Annotated in this window: 16 protein-coding genes; 8 read left to right on the forward strand and 8 right to left on the reverse strand. The window is 63.8% G+C overall.

Annotated features, from left to right (window positions below):
- Window positions 1–196 precede the first annotated feature (196 nt).
- From ACE103_RS17770 to ACE103_RS17790, 5 genes are read left to right on the forward strand one after another with little or no spacing between them, the layout of a single operon-like run.
- Window positions 197–2,761: a TonB-dependent receptor gene (locus tag ACE103_RS17770; protein WP_375780488.1), complete on the forward strand. Its 2,565-nt coding sequence runs from the start codon at window positions 197–199 to the stop codon at window positions 2,759–2,761.
- Between the two features lie 20 nt (window positions 2,762–2,781).
- Window positions 2,782–3,471: a Fe2+-dependent dioxygenase gene (locus tag ACE103_RS17775; RefSeq protein ID WP_375780489.1), complete on the forward strand. Its 690-nt coding sequence runs from the start codon at window positions 2,782–2,784 to the stop codon at window positions 3,469–3,471.
- A gap of 3 nt (window positions 3,472–3,474) precedes the next feature.
- Window positions 3,475–4,542: a tonB-system energizer ExbB gene (gene exbB, locus ACE103_RS17780; RefSeq protein ID WP_375780490.1), complete on the forward strand. Its 1,068-nt coding sequence runs from the start codon at window positions 3,475–3,477 to the stop codon at window positions 4,540–4,542.
- 3 nt (window positions 4,543–4,545) lie between these two features.
- Window positions 4,546–5,010, forward strand: a complete 465-nt coding sequence (exbD, locus tag ACE103_RS17785) for a TonB system transport protein ExbD (RefSeq protein WP_223973111.1) — start codon at window positions 4,546–4,548, stop codon at window positions 5,008–5,010.
- 12 nt (window positions 5,011–5,022) lie between these two features.
- Window positions 5,023–5,817 (forward strand): energy transducer TonB, encoded by a 795-nt coding sequence (locus tag ACE103_RS17790; RefSeq protein ID WP_375780491.1) that lies wholly within the window; start codon window positions 5,023–5,025, stop codon window positions 5,815–5,817.
- A 114-nt stretch (window positions 5,818–5,931) separates the two neighbouring features.
- Here ACE103_RS17790 and ACE103_RS17795 read toward each other — a convergent pair whose 3' ends face one another.
- The 4 genes from ACE103_RS17795 to ACE103_RS17810 all read right to left on the reverse strand — a co-directional run bounded on the left by ACE103_RS17795 (window position 5,932) and on the right by ACE103_RS17810 (window position 9,555).
- The gene (locus ACE103_RS17795; protein WP_375781133.1) at window positions 5,932–7,140 is read right to left on the reverse strand and encodes an ABC transporter substrate-binding protein; all 1,209 of its coding nucleotides are present in this window, start codon (window positions 7,138–7,140) and stop codon (window positions 5,932–5,934) included.
- A 239-nt stretch (window positions 7,141–7,379) separates the two neighbouring features.
- Window positions 7,380–7,787 carry a hypothetical protein gene (locus tag ACE103_RS17800; protein WP_375781134.1) on the reverse strand — a complete coding sequence of 136 codons (408 nt, stop codon included), beginning with the start codon at window positions 7,785–7,787 and terminating at the stop codon, window positions 7,380–7,382.
- Between the two features lie 100 nt (window positions 7,788–7,887).
- The gene (locus ACE103_RS17805; protein ID WP_375780492.1) at window positions 7,888–8,568 is read right to left on the reverse strand and encodes a site-2 protease family protein; all 681 of its coding nucleotides are present in this window, start codon (window positions 8,566–8,568) and stop codon (window positions 7,888–7,890) included.
- An 84-nt stretch (window positions 8,569–8,652) separates the two neighbouring features.
- A complete protein-coding gene (locus tag ACE103_RS17810; protein ID WP_375780493.1) occupies window positions 8,653–9,555 on the reverse strand; it encodes a DMT family transporter in 903 nt (300 codons plus the stop codon).
- Between the two features lie 94 nt (window positions 9,556–9,649).
- On the opposite strand from ACE103_RS17810, the gene ACE103_RS17815 reads away from it, so the two are divergent.
- Window positions 9,650–10,522, forward strand: a complete 873-nt coding sequence (locus ACE103_RS17815) for a LysR substrate-binding domain-containing protein (RefSeq protein ID WP_375780494.1) — start codon at window positions 9,650–9,652, stop codon at window positions 10,520–10,522.
- Here ACE103_RS17815 and ACE103_RS17820 read toward each other — a convergent pair.
- The 4 genes from ACE103_RS17820 to ACE103_RS17835 all read right to left on the reverse strand — a co-directional run bounded on the left by ACE103_RS17820 (window position 10,519) and on the right by ACE103_RS17835 (window position 15,397).
- Window positions 10,519–11,265, reverse strand: a complete 747-nt coding sequence (locus tag ACE103_RS17820; RefSeq protein WP_375780495.1) for an SDR family NAD(P)-dependent oxidoreductase — start codon at window positions 11,263–11,265, stop codon at window positions 10,519–10,521. The two genes, ACE103_RS17815 and ACE103_RS17820, sit on opposite strands and share 4 nt — an antisense overlap.
- Before the next feature lie 190 nt (window positions 11,266–11,455).
- The gene (locus tag ACE103_RS17825) at window positions 11,456–12,187 is read right to left on the reverse strand and encodes an SDR family oxidoreductase (RefSeq protein ID WP_375780496.1); all 732 of its coding nucleotides are present in this window, start codon (window positions 12,185–12,187) and stop codon (window positions 11,456–11,458) included.
- Between the two features lie 129 nt (window positions 12,188–12,316).
- Window positions 12,317–14,155: an IlvD/Edd family dehydratase gene (locus tag ACE103_RS17830; RefSeq protein WP_375780497.1), complete on the reverse strand. Its 1,839-nt coding sequence runs from the start codon at window positions 14,153–14,155 to the stop codon at window positions 12,317–12,319.
- 213 nt (window positions 14,156–14,368) lie between these two features.
- Window positions 14,369–15,397: a LacI family DNA-binding transcriptional regulator gene (locus ACE103_RS17835; protein ID WP_375780498.1), complete on the reverse strand. Its 1,029-nt coding sequence runs from the start codon at window positions 15,395–15,397 to the stop codon at window positions 14,369–14,371.
- A 206-nt stretch (window positions 15,398–15,603) separates the two neighbouring features.
- On the opposite strand from ACE103_RS17835, the gene ACE103_RS17840 reads away from it, so the two are divergent.
- Together ACE103_RS17840 and ACE103_RS17845 are read left to right on the forward strand one after the other, a co-directional pair.
- The gene (locus ACE103_RS17840; RefSeq protein WP_375780499.1) at window positions 15,604–16,671 is read left to right on the forward strand and encodes an ABC transporter ATP-binding protein; all 1,068 of its coding nucleotides are present in this window, start codon (window positions 15,604–15,606) and stop codon (window positions 16,669–16,671) included.
- Window positions 16,672–16,791: 120 nt separating this feature from the next.
- Entirely contained in the window at window positions 16,792–18,114 is a 1,323-nt protein-coding gene (locus tag ACE103_RS17845) for an ABC transporter substrate-binding protein (RefSeq protein WP_375780500.1), read from the forward strand.
- Window positions 18,115–18,131: the final 17 nt, after the last annotated feature.

An 18,131-nucleotide genomic window follows, 5' to 3' on the forward strand; every position in this document is an offset into this window, starting at 1 on the left:
GATTATTAGAATGCTTAAAAATTAGAGTTTAGAACGATTTCAAACCACAGATTAGAATCGCTTTGAATTGGGGCGATTCAAGCCAACTGTGGCGCTGTTCGCATTGATAAAAAAAGTCGCGCTCGATAACCGAAAGAGACAGTTCGTCGCACGGTGATTTTGCGAACGGACTTGGTTTTCTGGGGGCGTGCAAGAAATGAGCAATGTGAAGGCGCCGAGATCGCTGCGCTTCGATGCGGCGATCGGTTCGGCTGATGATACGGGTTATTCCGCCACGAAGGTCTCCGCTGTCGCGAGCCTGATCGCGGTGGCGTCGTTTTCGGGGGCTGAGGCGCAGCAATCCAGCCTGCCGCCGGTGAATGTGGACGCCCCGGTCGCGCGTCCGCGGCCCGTTACGTCAAAGCCCACGTCGGACCAGGTCCGCGCCCGCAACGCGTTGCGCCGCGCCGCGCGCCGCAGCAACCAGCAGGCCCAGCAGGCGCCGGTGCCGTTTCCCAATGCCGGTGGTCTTCCCGCTGACCGCGACCGCTACGCCGATCCGGCCGCGCCGTACAAGGGCGACCGTTTGCAGGCCTCCGGAAAGTATCCCGAGCCGATCCTGAACACGCCGAAGTCGGTCACGGTACTGACCAAGGACGTGCTCGAGGACAAGAACGCCACCTCGTTGAAATCGGCGATCCTGTCGACGGCCGGCGTCACGCTCGGTACGGGCGAGGGCGGCAATGCCTTCGGCGACCGCTTCTTCATCCGCGGCTTCGACGCGCGCAACGACATCTTCATTGACGGCGTGCGCGACGCCGGCGTCAGCGTCCGCGAGAACTTCTTCACCGAGCAGGTCGAGATCCTGCGTGGCCCGGGCTCGTCCTTCGCGGGCCGCGGCACCACTGGCGGCGCGATCAACATCGTCACCAAGCAGGCGACGACGGAGAACAGCTTCTACAACATGGACACCTCGTTCGGCACCGATCGCACCAAGCGGGTGACGCTCGATGTCAACCAGGTGATCAGCCCGACGCTGGCAATCCGCGCCGGCGGCCTGTTCCAGGATGCCGGCGTCGCCGGCCGCAGCTATGTCACCGACAATCGCGATGGCGGTTTCGTCGCTGCGACCTGGAAGCCGGTCGATGCGGTGAAGATCAGCGGCAACTACATCCACACCGAACTCACTGGTATCCCGGATTTCGGCGTGCCGTACTACCGGCCGAGCACGGCGAGCACGGCCGGCGGCCCGTTCCCGGACTTTGGCGTCAACCGCAACAATTTCTACGGGTTCGTCAATCGCGACTTCTTCAGGACCGGGCAGGACATCGGCACGATCAACGCCGAGGTGCAGATCACGCCGGACCTGACGATCAGCAACAAGATTCGCGAATCGCGTTCGACCCAGAAATACATCGGCACGCTGCCGGAATCGCCGACGCTGGCCGCGGGTGCACCGTTCACAGCATATACGCTGAGCGCCAACCCGCAGAGCCGCTTCCAGGTTACCGACGTGTTCGCCAACCAGACCGAGGCGACCTACAAATCGGTCGATGGACTCGGCTTCAAACACACGACGACGGCGGGCGTCGAATACGACAACGAGCGGTCTTCGATCGACAGCTTCACTGGCCTTGCCTCCGAAATAACCACCGGTACATCGTCTTTCACAGGGAGCGGCTCACTCTCCGGTGTCAGCGTCTTCAACCCGCAATACACAAACATCCCGTTTACGAACAGCGCGAGCCTCAGCGGACGGCCGACCAAGATCGGTATCGACACCGTGAGCGGATACGTGATGGATTCCGCCAACTACAACGACTTCGTCATCCTCAATGGCGGCGTCCGCTATGACGACTACACCATCAAGACCAGCGGCTATGGTACGGTCAATGGTGTCGCGAACGTCTTCGGTCAGCAACAGCAAGACTACGGCATGCCGAACTTCAACCTCGGCTTGACGCTCAAGCCGTTGCCGAACGGGAGCGTCTATGCCGCCTATGCCACGTCATCCAACCCCGTCGGCGCGGAGTTTGACGGCACGAGCATTCAGTATGGTGGCATCGCGCCAGTTCTCAACGGCAATCCAAACCAGATATTCGGGCCGGAGAAAAACAAGGCGATTGAAGTCGGCACCAAGTGGGAGTTGTTCGATCGTCATTTGCTGGTTACGGCGGCGCTGTTCCAGACTGAGAAGGAGAACGCGCGCGAATCCATGAACGTCACCGCGGCGACTGCAACCGCCGCATGTCCTTATCCGGCTGGTACGACCGGAACTGTCTCCTGCATCAGCGCAGGCGCGGCCTATCGCATCCGGGGCATCGATCTCGGAGTGGGCGGCAAGATCACCGACAAGTGGAGCGTGTTCGGTGGCCTCGTGTTAATGCAGTCGGAGGTGACCAAATCGAATATTCCGCCGGCTAACACGATTCTGTACACTTCGAACGTCGGCTTGCCGCTCGCCAACGTGGCGCATCAGTCGTTCAGCATGCTCTCGAAATACCAACTGACCGACATGTGGGAAATCGGCGGGCAGGCGGTGTATCGTTCCAAGATGTACGGCGGCACCTTCCTCGCGGCAAACCAGGGCACGTCGATCCCGAGCTATTGGCGCTTCGACGCCTTTGCCGAGGCCAAGATCGACAAGCATTGGACCGTGAAGCTGTTCGTCAACAACATCTTCGACAAGCGCTACTACGACGCGCTGTACCAGAGCGCAGCACCGTTCGTGCTGGAAGCGCCGGGACGCGCTGCGTATCTGGTTGTGTCTGCGCGTTACTGACGGAGGCTTCGCGGCACAAGATGCTGGTCTGTATTCCCAACGTATTGAGCAAGGCTGATGTGGCGGACTTCCGCCGCATCATGGACGCCAGCGATTGGGAGGACGGCCGCTCGACCGCGGGTGCCGCGTCCGCGATGGTCAAGCGCAACGAGCAGCTGCCGCCCGACAGCGAGGTCGCGCGGCAGCTCGGCAACCGGATCCTGTCGGCGCTGTCGGCAAGCCCGCGCTTCATCTCGGCGGCGATCCCGCTTAGAATCTTTCCACCCTTGTTCAACCGCTATGCCGCAAGCGACGGGCACCATTTCGGCCTGCACGTCGATAATGCGGTGCGGGGCGACAGACTGACAGGCATGCGGATCCGCACCGACCTGTCGGTCACGCTGTTTTTATCGGAACCGGAGGACTATGATGGCGGCGAGCTCGTCATCGAAGATCTCTACGGATCCCATGAAATCAAGCTGCCGGCAGGCGATCTCGTGGTTTATCCTGCGTCCAGCTTGCATCTGGTTACTCCGGTCACGCGGGGGACTCGGCTAGCGTCTTTTTTCTGGCTGCAGAGCATGGTACGGGATGCTCACGCGCGCAGCCTGATCTTTGATCTCGATACTGCGATCCAGGCTCTGGTGGAGCGGCTGGGCCGCGATGACCCTGAAACGGTCAAATTGACCGGGATTTATCACAACCTGATCCGTCACTGGGCTGAAGTGTAACTGATGATGACATTCAAGTTCCCCGCTGCATCCGCCATGATCGCCTCGCTGGCGATGCTGATGCTGATTGCGCCGTCCTCGGCGCAGCAGCAGACGGCGCCTGTCGCGCAGTCCGCGCCGGTGACCCGGGCACAGTCCGCACCCGCGGCTCAGCCGCCGGCTGCGCAGGCCCAGCCAGCGGCCGCTGCCCAGACCGCGCCGGCGGCCCAGCCGGCGCCGCAAGCCCAGGCCCAGCAAACTCAGGCCGCGCCGGCACCTGCCGCAGCAGCTCCCGCACCGACCGCACTCGATGTGTCGCCGGCCGCGTCTGCGAACGGCGATGGCAAGGTGCTGAAGTCGACCAGCACCGGCCTGCACGAATTGTCGCCGTGGAACATGTTCCTGAACGCCGACATCATCGTGAAGGCGGTGATGCTCGGTCTCGCTTTCGCCTCGCTCGTGACCTGGACCGTGTTCATCGCCAAGATGGTCGAGCTGACCGTGGCGCAGAGCAAGCTGCGCGGCGCGCTCGCCAAGATCGCTGAATCGCGGTCGTTGGCGGAAGCGCAGTTCGCACTCGGCGCCAAGGGCAGCGTGCTGTCGTCGTTCATTGCGGCCGCGATGCGCGAGGGACGACTGTCGGCGGGCATCTCGAGCGACGCCGGCATCAAGGAGCGCGCCGCGTCGAGCTTTGCGGAAATCGTGCGCGCCGAAGCCCGCAAGATCCGCGTCGGCATGGGCCTGCTTGCGACCATCGGTGCGACGTCGCCCTTCGTCGGCCTGTTCGGCACGGTCTGGGGCATCATGAACAGCTTCATCGGCATTTCGAAGTCGCAGACGACGAACCTTGCGGTGGTGGCGCCCGGCATCGCGGAAGCGCTGCTCGCAACCGCGATCGGCCTTGTCGCGGCGATCCCGGCGGTCATCATCTACAACCATTTCTCGCGCGTCACGAAGGTCTATCTCGAACTCGTCAACCGCGCCTCGGGCGCGGCGGGACGGCTCCTGTCGCGCGATCTCGATCGCACTCATGGCAGCGTTCCCGGCGACGTTCCGCGCACCGCGCATCCGCGCGCCGCCGCGGCGGAGTAGGCGATGGCAGTCTCGATCTCCGAGAACGATGGCGACGACGATTTCGCGGAATCCCACGAGATCAACGTCACGCCGTTTATCGACGTGATGCTGGTGCTGCTGATCATCTTCATGGTGGCGGCGCCGCTCTCGACCGTCGATTTGCCGATCGATCTGCCGACCTCCAGCGCAACGCCGCAGAAGAAGCCGGACAAGCCGACCTATCTCAGCATCAAGCCGGACCTGACGCTGGCGATCGGCGAGAATGCGGTGAAGCGGGCCGACCTGGTCAATTCGCTCGATGCGGTGCCCGACATGAGCAGGGACAAATACGTGTTCCTGCGTGCCGATCGCATGGTGCCCTATGGTGAGCTGATGGGCGTGATGGAGCTCTTGCGCTCCGGCGGCTACACGCATGTCAAGCTGGTTGCGCTCGAGGGCCTACCCGGAGCGCCCGCGGCGGCGCAGGCCGAACCGGCCAAACCCTGACGGCGAACAGCGATGTCCACCAACCCCGATCTTGACCTGCGGACGTCGAAGCGGCTCTGGGTGATCGCCGCGGTGACGGCGGTCGGGCTGCATCTGGGCGGCGCGGCGCTTGCGCTGACGAATTTGCGCGGCGACGACGGCGACGAGGGGCTTGGTGCCGCCGGCGCGGAATACGCCATCGAGCTCGCCTCTCCTGACGTGCCCGATGATGCCGCACCGCCCGGTGCGCCGGCTGACGAGCAGCAGGCCGTGCAGGAGATGGCGCAGCAGAAGGCCGAGGTGAAGGACACCGACCTGCCTCAGGCCAAGCCGATTGAGGCCGACGACCCCGACCGCATCGTGACGGAGGACACCGCCAAGAAGCAGAAGGAGGACGAGGCCAAGGTCGCCAAGGTCGAGACCAACGCCCAGGAAGCGCAGCAGGCCTCGGAAGCGGCCGCGCCGACCAAGCTGGAGGACGCGCGTCAGTCGGACACCACCAAGGCCCCCAACCCCGGCATCGGCAAGGACAAGCTCGCGCTGACGGCCAAATGGGGCAAGAAGATCAGCGCCTACCTCGACCTGCACAAGAAGTTCCCGGAGAGCGTCAAGGCCAAGGAGGGCAAGGTCAAGCTTGCCCTGGTGCTCAATCGTCTGGGCAAGGTCCTGTCCGTTGCCGTGATGGAAACGTCGGGGGACGTCGCATTCGACGACGCCGCGGTCTCGATGGTCCATCGTTCCGATCCGGTGCCCGCGCCGCCGGCCGGACTGACCGAAGACCAGTTCTCCTTCACTCTTCCCGTTACCTTCAACAAGCCGAAGAAGTAACCGCTGTCATTCCGGGGCGCGACGAAGTCGCGAACCCGGAATCCATTGTGCCGCACGCTCGGCGGATCGATGAACTCCGGGCGCACGTGCCGCGAGGCCCGGAATGATGAGGTCTCAGCTCTTCTTCACCAGCGGGCAGGCGCTCTTCTCGAGCGGCAGGAAGGCTTCATCCGCGGGGATGGTCGCCACCAGCTTGTAATAGTCCCACGGATACTTTGACTCCGACGGCTTCTTCACCTCGAACAGATAGGCGGGGTGGATCTTGCGGCCGTCGATCCGGATCGACCCCTTGCCGAACAACGGATCGTCGGTCGGCAGCTCCTTCATCTTGGCGACGACGGCACGGCCGTCATGCGGATTGCCGCCGAGCGCTTCCAGTGCCTTGAAGTAATGGATCAGCGAGGCGTAGACGCCGGCCTGCACCATGGTCGGCGGGTTCTTCTTGAACCGCTCCATGAAGCGCTTGGTGAAGGCCCGGGTCTGGTCGTTCATGTCCCAGTAGAAGCTCTCGGTGAAATTCAGGCCCTGCGCGACGTTGAGGCCGAGCGAGTGCACGTCGGTCAGGAACATCAGCATGCCGGCGAGCTTCTGGCCGCCCGAGACGATGCCGAACTCGGCCGCCTGCTTGATGGCGTTGGTGGTGTCGCCACCAGCATTGGCAAGGCCGATGACCTTGGCTTTCGAACTCTGCGCCTGCAGCAGGAAGGACGAGAAGTCGGCCGTGTTGAGCGGATGCTTGACGCTGCCGAGCACCTTGCCGCCGCCTGCGGTGACGGCCGCGGTGGTGTCGCGCTCGAGCGCCTGGCCGAACGCATAGTCCGCAGCGATGAAGAACCAGGTGTCGCCACCAGATTTGACCAGCGCCCGTCCGGTGCCGTTGGCAAGCATGTAGGTGTCGTAAGCCCAGTGCACCGTGTTCGGCGTGCACTGCGATCCCGTGAGATCGGACGAGCCCGAGCCGGAGTTCAGGTTGACGACATTCTTGTCCTTGGCGAGGTTGGCGATCGCGAGCCCGACATTGGAGGCCGCGAGATCGACGAACACATCGACCTTCTCGACATCGATCCATTGCTTGCCGATGTTGACCGCGACGTCGGGCTTGTTCTGGTGATCGGCCGAGATCAGGTCGATCTTCCAGCCCTTCGCCAGCAGCCCGGAATCCTCGATCGCCATCTGCGCCGCCACCGTCGAACCGGGACCGCCGATATCCTGATAGAGACCGGACTGATCGCCGAGGGCGCCGACCTTGGCGACCTTGTCCATCGTCTGCGCTGACGCGCTGCCGGCGAGCACGAGGCTCGTGGTCATGACCAACGCTGTCATGACTTGGGCTGTCTTGACCGAGGCTGCAATGGAACGCTTCATCTTTCCTCCAGTATGATTTTTGTTCTTGAGTTCCTCATTATGCCCGGCATCGAGCGCATCGCCTAGGGCATGGGCGCGATCGATCGCGCGCGATATTCCACGCTGCGGCGATTGAGCGGCCTGTGACGCGCGACGCGACGCCGCAGCGTCTGCGCGCGTCCATGATGAAGGCGGGAATGGCTTGAAGCGAAGCCGCGCTATTTCCAGTAGTAGCGGATCGCCACGTAGACCACGACGAGGCAGGCGAAGATCAGTGCCACCGGCATCGGACGCTTGGCGTTCGGGGCAGAGGTGGCTGCCTTCTTGGCGGGCAGACGACGGAACGCGGTGACGTTGCCGGTGTCGGCGGCCGGTTCGCGCGAGCGTGCCGGAACCTCGGGTGCTTTGCCGGCGCCGCCCATCTCCGCATAGTAGGTGCGATACATCTCCTGGATCGTCGCCTCGGTGGCCTCGCCGTCGCTCATCTGCTCCAGCAGCTTCTTGTAGATGGCGAGGAAATTCTGCGCCTCCGGCGGCAGGGCGGAGGCGCCGTTCAGCTTCGCCATCATCTTCCAGGTTGCAAAGTCAGCCCGCGCGCGAGTGTCGGCGCGTCGTGCAATCAGCATATCGGCAGCTTTGATCACCATGGCCTCGAAGCGTTCCCGTCCCTGCGCATGAGGAGGAAGATTGGGTTCCGATGTTCCGATCGGCATCCGTAAATGAAGGCTATGTGTTTCCGGTAATAAGGAGAAGGGCCTTCTCAACATAGCCGGTCAGAGTTCGCAGTATCGTTGAAATAACATCAAGATTTAGGCCGATCTGCCGGCCGATCACGGGCAGCAAGATCAATAGCCCGATCAGGATCAGCATGCCGTAGGGCTCCAGCCGGGCGAGCGGGATCGCCAGCGGCCGCGGCAGCAGCCCGACCGCGACCCGGCCGCCGTCCAGCGGCGGGATCGGCATCATGTTGAAGATCGCAAGCACGACGTTGATCCGGAATGCATTATTCAGATTGTCCGCCGTCCATTGTGCCGCACCAGCGGGCACCAAGGGCAGCGCGTGGGCTGCCAGGCCTGCCGCGATCGCCAGCAGGATGTTGGTCACCGGACCCGCCAGCGCTACCCACACCATGTCGAGCTTGGGATGGTTGAGTTTGCGGAAATTCACCGGTACCGGCTTAGCGTAGCCGAACAGGAACGGCGAATGCGCGAACAGCAGCATCGCGGGCAGGATCAGTGTGCCGAACGGATCGATGTGCTTCAACGGGTTGAAGCTGACGCGGCCGAGCTTCCAGGCGGTATCGTCGCCGAGCCGGTGCGCGACGAAGCCGTGCGCCGCCTCGTGGAACGTGATGGCGATGAGTACCGGCAGCACCCAGACGGAGACGCCGTAGAGGGAGATGTTCACTGGCGTGCCGCCTCGGGTTCGTTTGGACCGGACCCTCAGGCTAGCACGGATTCGCGGACGGCTTTGCCGGCGCGTGGCCGCGGGTCAGTGCGTGTCCGGCGCGACCACGCGTGCCTGTTGGGGTTCGGTCGTCGCGATCCAGATGCCGGCAAACACCGTGACGATGCCGGCGATCAGATTCCAGCTCAGCGGCTCGCCGAGCAGGGCCGCGCCGACCAGCGATGCGGCGATCGGATTGACAGTGACTGAAATCGCCACCCGGGTCGGCGTCGTCCGCTCCAGCGCGAAGGCCCAGAGATAAAAGGTGAGCGCCGCGCCGAACGCGCCGAGATAGGTCGCGCCGAACCATTGCGGTGCGCCAAAGTCCGCGACCGGCGCGAAACTGCCGCGCAGCAGCGAGGCGGCAATGAGCACCACGGCCCCGGCGGCCATGGCGAGCGTGGTGAAGGGGATCGGGCCGGAGCGGCGGATATAGGGCTTCGACCAGATGCTGTAGAGCGCCATGCACAGCGCGGCCGCGACCATCAACAGATCGCCGCGCCAGGCACCGGGTGGGGCCGTGGCAAGGCCGGAGAGCAGCGCCATCGAGACGCCCAGGATCGTGACCAGCACGCCTGTGGTTTTTCGCACCGTGAGCGGCTCGGCGCCGAGCGCAGCACCGACCAGCATCGTCAGCAGCGGCAGCGTCGAGAGCGCAAGCGCACCGCGGGCGGCCGTCGTGAAGATGAGCGATGCATTGAACAGGATCGGGAACGCCGCAAAGAACAGCAGGCCGAGGCCGGTGACACCAGGCCAGTCGCGCCGCGGCGGCCAGCTTCCGCGCTGCAGCAGCGCCAGCGGCAGCAACAGCAGGACGCCGATGCCGAAGCGGAACGCGCCAATCGCCAGCGGATCGATGGCGCCGACCAGAAACCGCGTTGCCCCGATCGAGGTTCCGCCGAGCCCACTCGACGCAACCGCGGCCAACACCCCCCAGATCTCACCCATCCCGCTTCGATCTCCCTGTTTTGCTTGCGCAATCTAGGGAAGGGGGGATAATCATGGAATGGAATAGATTTGATCAATCAAATCACGGATCGTGATGAGCGCGCCCGTCCTGGACCCGGACCTTCTGCAAGCCTTTGTCGCGGTGGCGGACCATCGCTCCTTCACTCGCGCCGCCGCGGCGTTGAACCGAACCCAATCCGCCGTCAGCATGCAGGTGAAGCGGCTGGAGGAGCGGCTGCAGGCCGAGCTGTTTCACCGCAGCACATCCAGTGTCGATCTGAGCGCGGCCGGCGAGGGGCTAATCGGTTATGCCCGCCGCATTCTGAGCCTCAACGCCGAGGCGGTCGGCCGGGTGCGCGAGCACGGCACCGGCGGGCGGGTGCGGCTTGGCGTGATGGACGATTACGGGACGCTGATCGTCCCGCCGCTCCTCAAGGAGTTCATCGCCAACTATCCGCTGATCCATGTCGAGATGGAGACCGGGCTGACATCGTCGATGACGGACCGGCTCGGCGAAGCCTTTGACCTCGTGATCGCGATGCACCCCGAGGGGCGCGGCGAGGGTGAGTTGCTACGCACCGAGCAGGCGGTGTGGGCCGCCAGCGCTACGCATCGTGTCGAGGAGCTCGACCCGCTGCCGGTCGCGCTCTATCCGCAGGGCTGTCTGCTTCGGAGCTGGGCGATGCAGGCGCTGGACGAAGCGAGCCGGCCGTGGCGGCTCGCCTTCGTCAGCCACAGCCTGTCCGCGGTCGAGGCGATCGCGGCGCAGGGTCTCGCGGTAACGGTTGTGAAGTCGGGGACCTTCCCGCCGACGCTGCGTCGCCTGACCGCGCGCGACGGCATGCCGCGGCTGCCGCGCGCGGAGATCCGCCTGCACCGCGCGCCGAACCTCGCGCGCGCGGCGTCATTGCTCGCAGATCATCTCGTCGTGGCGCTTCGGCAGCCCGCGAAGCGCGGCGCTGCCTAGTACGTCGCCCGGCCGCCGGAGATGTCGAACACCGCGCCGGTCGAGAACGCGCAATCTTCCGACGCCAGCCACGCCACCATCGCGGCGAGCTCCTCGACCTGCACGAAGCGGGCTTTCGGAATCTTCGACAGCATGAAGTCGATGTGCGCTTGCGTCATCTGGTCGAAGATCGCGGTCTTTGCCGCGGCCGGTGTCACCGCGTTGACCAGGATGTCGTGCTGCGCGAGCTCCTTGCCGAGCGATTTGGTGAGCGCGATCAGGCCGGCTTTCGACGACGAATAATGCGCGGCGTTCGGATTGCCTTCCTTGCCGGCGACCGAGGCGATGTTGACGATGCGGCCGTATTTCTGGCCGATCATGGTCGGCACGATCGCCTTGCAGCAGATGAATGGACCCTCGAGATTGATACGCATCACCCTGCGCCAATCGTCGAGATCGGTTTCCCATACCGGCTTGTTGGCTCCGGTGATACCGGCGTTGTTGACGAGAATGTCGATCTTGCCGAATGCCCGCAGCGTCTGATCGCGCGCGGCGTCGACCGCGGCGGGATCGGTGACGTCAGTCTTGATTGCAATCACGTTCTCGCCGATCGCCCTCGCGGTCTTCTCTGCCAGCGGCTGGTCGAAATCCCAGATCGCGACTTTGGCGCCGGATGCGACGAAGCGCTCGGCGATGGCGCGGCCGAACCCTTGCGCGCCGCCGGTGACGACGGCGCAGCGGTCGTTGAGATCGATCTTGTTCATTGGTGTTGTCCTTTGACGTTTCCTCGGTGCGGCCGCGCGGACGTTCTGCTCCCTCGCCCCGCACTTGCGGGGAGAGGGCTGGGGTGAGGGGTTGTCTCCGCATACTGGTGCGGAGGTATTGTGCCTCGCCCCTCACCCGGAAGCTTCGCTTCCGACCTGTCCCCGCAAAGACCGGGGAGAGGTTTGAAGGTCAGAGCATGAAGCCGCCGTCGACGACCATGTCGACGCCGGTGGTGAATGCGGCCTCGTCGCTGGCAAGGTAGACCGCCATGGCGGCGATTTCCTCGGCGGTGCCGAGCCGGCCCATCTTCTGGCGGGCGACGAACTTCTCGCGTCCGTCCGGGCCAGCGGCAGCGGCGCGATCAAGCATTGAGGGCGTTTCCACGGTACCCGGGCAGATGCTGTTGCAGCGGATGCCCTGGGTGATGAAGTCGAGCGCAACCGCGCGCGTCAGCAGCGAAACTGCCGCCTTCGACGCGCTGTAGACATAACGGTTGGCCGGCGGCCGCAACGCCGCGCAGGACGAAATGTTGACGATGCTGCCGCCACCGCCTTCCAGCATCGCCGGCAGAAATGCCTTGATGGTTCGGTGCATCGACTTGACGTTGAGATCGAACGAGAAGTCGAAGTCTTCGTCCGAGCACTCCAGAATGGTGCCGTGATGCACGAAGCCCGCCGCATTGAGCAGGATGTCGATCTTGCCGACGCGCTTGGCGAAGCTGTTGACCTCGGCGGTGCTGCGAACGTCGAGCCGGGCGGTCTCGGCGACGCCTTCCTTGCCGAGCGTGGCGATGCCGCTCTCGTTGATGTCGGTGGCGATCACGGTCGCGCCTTCACGCGCGAATGCGATCGCGCATGCGCGCCCGATACCGGCCGCCGCGGCGGTGACGACGGCGCGCTTTCCCTTCAGTCTGTCTGACATGGAAGTCTCCTCGAAGTCCTGGTTGGATTTGCGGCCGCCGTCATTGCGAGGAGCGAAGCGACGAAGCAATCCATACTTCCGCGGTGGAGGTCTGGATTGCTTCGCTTCGCTCGCAATGACGATGCGGAGCTAGTGATTATCCCGCGCCACGCCGACCCTGCCGGCGATGTCGTGGTAGCGCGTCGCGAGCTCGAGGCAGGCGCCGGTCGCGTGCTGACCGACGGTCTGGCGGTAGAGCTCCTGCCACGGCGTCTGGTTGGCCGGGTGCGGGAAGCCGCCCTTGGCCTTCAGCTCGGCGCGGCGGGTGCGCAGCTCATCCTCCGAGATCATGATGTTGGCGCTGCCCTTGTTGAGGTCGATGCGCACCTTGTCGCCGGTCTTGAGGATCGCGAGCCCGCCATCCGCGGCGGCCTCCGGCGACGCGTTGAGGATCGAGGGCGAGCCCGAGGTGCCGGACTGCCTTCCGTCGCCGATGCAGGGCAGGGACAGGATGCCGCGTTTGATCAGCGCCGCCGGCGGCTGCATATTCACGACCTCGGCGCCGCCGGGATAGCCGATCGGGCCGGTGCCGCGCACGAACAGCACACAATGCTCGTCGATCTCGAGCGCGGGATCCTCGATCCGCGCGTGATAGTCCTCCGGACCCTCGAATACGATGGCGCGGCCCTCGAAGGCGTTGAGGTCCTTCGGGTTGGATAGATAGCGGTCGCGGAATTCCTTCGAGATCACGCTGGTCTTCATGATCGCGGAATCAAACAGATTGCCGCGCAAGACCAGGAAGCCGGCATCCTTCACCAGCGGCTTGTCGTAGCCCCAGATCACGTCACCGTCGGGCTTCGGCGCTTCCTTGCAATTCTCGCCCATGGTGCGGCCGTTGACGGTGAGGGCGCCTTCATGGATGCGCTTGTGCTTGATCAGCTCGCGCACCACCGACGGCACGCCGCCGGCGCGGTGATATTCTTCGCCGAGATAGAAGCCGGCCGGTTGCATGTTCACGAGCAGCGGCACGTCATGGCCGTATTTCTGCCAGTCGTCGATCGACAGCTCGACGCCGACATGGCGCGCCAGCGCATTGATGTGGATCGGCGCATTGGTCGAGCCGCCGATCGCGGAGTTGACGACGATGCAGTTCTCGAACGCCTCGCGCGTCAGGAAGTCCGACGGCTTCAGGTCGTCCCAGACCATGCCGACGATACGCTTGCCGGTCTCGTAGGCGATCTGGCCGCGCTCGCGATAGGGCGCCGGGATCGCCGCGCAACCCGGCAGCGAGAAGCCGAGCGCTTCCGCGAGCGAGTTCATCGTGGAGGCGGTGCCCATGGTGTTGCAATGGCCGACCGACGGGGCCGAGGAGGCCACGATCTCGATGAACTGCTCATAGTCGATCTCGCCCGCAGCGAGCCGCTCGCGCGCCTTCCAAACCACCGTGCCGGAGCCGGTGCGCTGGCCCTCGTGCCAGCCGTTCAGCATTGGGCCGCCCGACAGCACGATCGCCGGCAGGTTGACGGTCGCCGCCGCCATCATGCAGGCCGGGGTGGTCTTGTCGCAGCCGGTGGTCAGCACCACGCCGTCGAGCGGATAGCCGAACAGGATCTCGACCAGGCCGAGATAGGCGAGGTTGCGGTCGAGCGCCGCGGTCGGGCGCTTGCCGGTCTCCTGGATCGGATGGGTCGGAAACTCCATGGCGATGCCGCCGGCGGCGCGGATACCCTCGCGGACGCGGTGCGCGAGCTCAAGGTGATGCCGGTTGCAGGGCGACAGGTCGTTGCCGGTCTGGGCGATGCCGATGATCGGCTTGCCCGACTGCAATTCCTCGCGGGTCAGGCCGTAATTGAGGTAGCGCTCGAGATAGAGCGCGGTCATGCCGGGATTGTGCGGGTTGTCGAACCATTCCTGGGAGCGGAGCCTGCGGCCCTTGCCCTTGCTGGTCTCGCCTGCGGCGCTGTGCCCGTTGGTGTGGGGTTTTGTCATTGGTTTCTCCCGCAATGCAAACTCTTGATGGGCCCATTCAAGGGCTCTGGTTCAACGTTGTTCTACCTTGCGCAAATCGTCACGCATTACAAACCTCGACGATCACGCACAGGTGTTTCACTGGATGGATTGGACCTTAGTTGAAGGCGCTTGGTTGCGCTACCATTTTGTCATTTTTCGCGTCCCTTGTGACGGGATGGTGTCGGGTGGATGTCAGCTGCGTCGCGCCGAGCTTTGCCGTTCCATGACACTGAAGCCGAGATCGACGACGGGCTCAGTGGGCCGGCGTCCTTCGAGTGTCTCGATCACCATCATGGCAGCGTTTCTGCCCATTTCGTAGCGATTGGTGCGCACGCTGCTCAGCGTCGGCTCGCTTGACGCCATGAATTCGAGGTCGTTGAAGCCGACGATCGCCATCTGCTCCGGCACCGCCACGTGACGGCGCTTGCATTCGAACAGCGCGCCGAGCGCAAGGTCATCATTGACGCAGAACACCGCGTCGATGTCGGGCGTCTTGGCGAGCAGGTCGGCAAACAGCGTCCCGCCCAATGTCACCGAGGTTGGAATCGCGGTCGTGACGATGAGCTGCGGATCGAACAGCGCCGCCTCGGTCATCGCGGCGCGATAGCCGTCAAGCCGCCGCTGCACCCGCGGATCCATTCGCGCGCCGAGGAAGCCGATCCTCCGGTTGCCCTGCGCGAGAAGGTGGGCGATTGCAGCTTTTGCCGCGTCAAAATGCGAAAATCCGATCATCATGTCGATCGGGGAGGGCCCGACCTCCATGATTTGCACGATCGGGCAATCGACGGTTTCCATGATGCGGCGGGAATCCGCGGTCTGGTTGATGCCGGTGACGATCAGCCCGGCCGGCTTCTGTGCCAGAAAAAGACGCAGCAGGCGCTCTTCCTGGAGGATGCTGTAGCGGGTGTTGGCGAGCTGAATGCTGTAGCGGCTGCCGTCGAGCGCGTCATAGATGCCGCGTAGCACGTCGGCGAACACATTGTTGGTCAACGACGGGATCAGGACACCGATCACCTCGGTGCGCTGCGACGCAAGCGCGCGTGCCGCGAGATTGGGCACGTAACCGAGTTCTTTTGCCGCACTCTCGACCCGGGCGCGCTTGCCGGCCGAGAGCGCATCCGGATTCCTGAAGAAACGCGAGGCCGTAATCGGACTGACGCCGGCGAGTTTCGCGACTTCGGTGAGCCGGATCTTGCCTGGCGTGATGTGTTTTCGGGCCATTTGCCGCTCATATCACGACCTTCGTCGCAGACAAACCGATATTGACAGCGCTACCAAGCGATTGCTAATCGAACGATTGCCAAAACCGGATAAACTGCGGACAATAAAGCAAGTCCGACAGAGCCGCGTACCCAGCGTGGCCGGAACAAAACAGAGCGGCGGCGGCACTTGTCGTACGCCGTCGGGAACTTGAGGGAGGGAAGTGGATGTCGTCGGTCCAGATACGTGACGTGCGGAAGTCGTTCGGCAATTTTGAAGTCCTGCACGGCGTGTCGATCCCGATCGAGGACGGCGAGTTCGTCGTTCTGGTCGGCCCCTCCGGCTGCGGCAAGTCGACCCTGCTGCGCATGCTGGCGGGACTTGAGAACATCACCTCTGGAACGATCTCGATCGGCGAGCGCGTCGTCAACAATGTCCAGCCCAAAGAGCGCGACATTGCGATGGTGTTCCAGAACTACGCGCTCTACCCGCACATGACGGTCGCCGACAATATGGGCTTCTCGCTGAAGCTGCGCGGCGCCAAGCCCGAGGAAATCTCGAGCGGCGTCAAGCGCGCCGCGGAAATCCTTGCGCTGACGCCGCTGCTCGATCGGTATCCCCGCCAGCTCTCCGGCGGCCAGCGCCAGCGCGTCGCAATGGGCCGCGCCATCGTGCGCGATCCGCAGGTGTTCCTGTTCGACGAGCCGCTCTCGAACCTCGACGCCAAGCTCCGCGTCGCCATGCGCACCGAGATCAAGGAATTGCATCAGCGGCTGAAGACCACGACAGTCTACGTTACCCACGACCAGATCGAGGCCATGACCATGGCCGACAAGATCGTGGTGATGCATGACGGCATCGTCGAGCAGATGGGCTCGCCGCTCGAGCTCTACGACACGCCTGCGAACCAGTTCGTCGCCGGCTTCATCGGCTCGCCCGCGATGAATTTCCTCAAGGGCAACGTCAAGGTGAACGGCGCCGCCTATTTCGAGGGACCGAACGGCGTCAAGTTGCCGCTGAAATCGGCGCCGGCCAATTCCGACGGCAAGCCCGCGGTCTATGGCGTGCGGCCCGAGCATTTCACCATCGCCGATGACGGCGCCGAAGCCGAGATCGTGGTGGTCGAGCCAACCGGCTCGGAGACCCAGGTGTTCGCCAAGCTCGGCGGCGAGCAGGTGGTGGCCGTGTTCCGCGAGCGCCATCTGTTCAACCCGGGCGACAAGGTTCGGCTCAAGCCGGATCCGGCGCTGGTCCATCTGTTCGACGATTCGACGGGCAAGCGGCTGAACGGCTGAGCGATGCCGCGCCCGCAGGCAGCGTCGGCGCATCTTCATCACGAGAATGCCGGCCCGCAGTATTTGGGCGGGACAAGCGACGTCTGAAGCGACAACCAAAAAAACGGGAGAAAATTGCCAATGTCGATTTTTGATACTGACCGCCGCTCGTTGCTCAAGGGCGGCGCCACCATGCTGGCCGCCGCGGCGACGATGACGAGCGATCAACTGCTCGGCTACGCCAAGGCTTGGGCGCAAACGTCGCAATGGAAGCCGGAGCCGGGCGCCAAGATCAACCTGCTGCGCTGGAAGCGCTTCGTGGAAGCCGAAGATGTGGCCTTCATGAAGATCGTCGATGCGTTCCAGAAGGCCAACAACGTTACGATCAACGTCTCCAACGAATCCTACGACGATATCCAGCCGAAAGCGTCGGTCGCGGCCAATACCGGGCAGGGTCTCGACATGGTGTGGGGCCTCTATTCGCTGCCCTTCCTGTTCCCGAGCAAGTGTGTCGATGTGACCGACGTCGCCGACTATCTCGGCAAGAAGTGCGGTGGCTGGGCCGATTCCGGCAAGGCGTATGGCATGCTGAACGGGAAGTGGATCGGAATTCCGGTCGCCGCCACCGGCGGACTGGTCAATTATCGTGTCGCGGCGATGGAAAAGGCCGGTCACAAGGAGTTCCCGAAGGATCTCGCCGGTTTCGCCGATCTCGTAAAGGGCATGAACAAGAACGGCACCCCGGGCGGCATGGCGCTTGGCCACGCCTCGGGCGATGCCAACGGCTGGCTGCATTGGGCGCTGTGGGCGCATGGCGGCAAGCTGATCGACAAGGACAACAAGGTCGTCGTCAACTCGCCGGAGACTGCGAAGTCGCTCGAATACGTCAAGGGCCTGTATGACAATTTCGTGCCGGGCACCGCGTCGTGGAACGACAGCTCCAACAACAAGGCGTTCCTTGCCGGGCAGCTTCACCTCACCGTGAACGGCATTTCGATCTACGTCACGGCGAAGAAGGAAAATCCGCAGATCGCCGAAGACATGAATCATGCCCACCTGCCGGCCGGTCTCGATGGCAAGACGCGGGAGATGCATCTCGGCTTCCCGATCCTGATCTTCAGCTTCTCGAAGTATCCGCAGGCTTGCAAGGCGTTCACGGCCTTCATGCTGGAGCCGGATCAGTTCAATCCGTGGGTCGAAGCGGCGCAGGGCTACCTGTCGCACTTCCTGCTCGACTACGACAAGAACCCGGTCTGGACGGCCGACCCGAAGACGACGCCCTATCGGAGCGTGGCTCAGACGGCGTCGACCCCGGCTGGCGAGGCGCAGATGAGCGAAAACGCGGCGGCCGCGATTGCCGACTTCGTCGTGGTCGACATGTTTGCGAACTATTGCACCGGACGCGAGGATGTGAAGACCGCGATGGCCTCGGCCGAACGCGCGGCCAAGCGCATCTTCCGTTAGGTGACGGCCGGCGCGGC

The organism is Bradyrhizobium sp. ma5 (genome assembly GCF_042258955.1).
GTDB lineage: Bacteria > Pseudomonadota > Alphaproteobacteria > Rhizobiales > Xanthobacteraceae > Bradyrhizobium.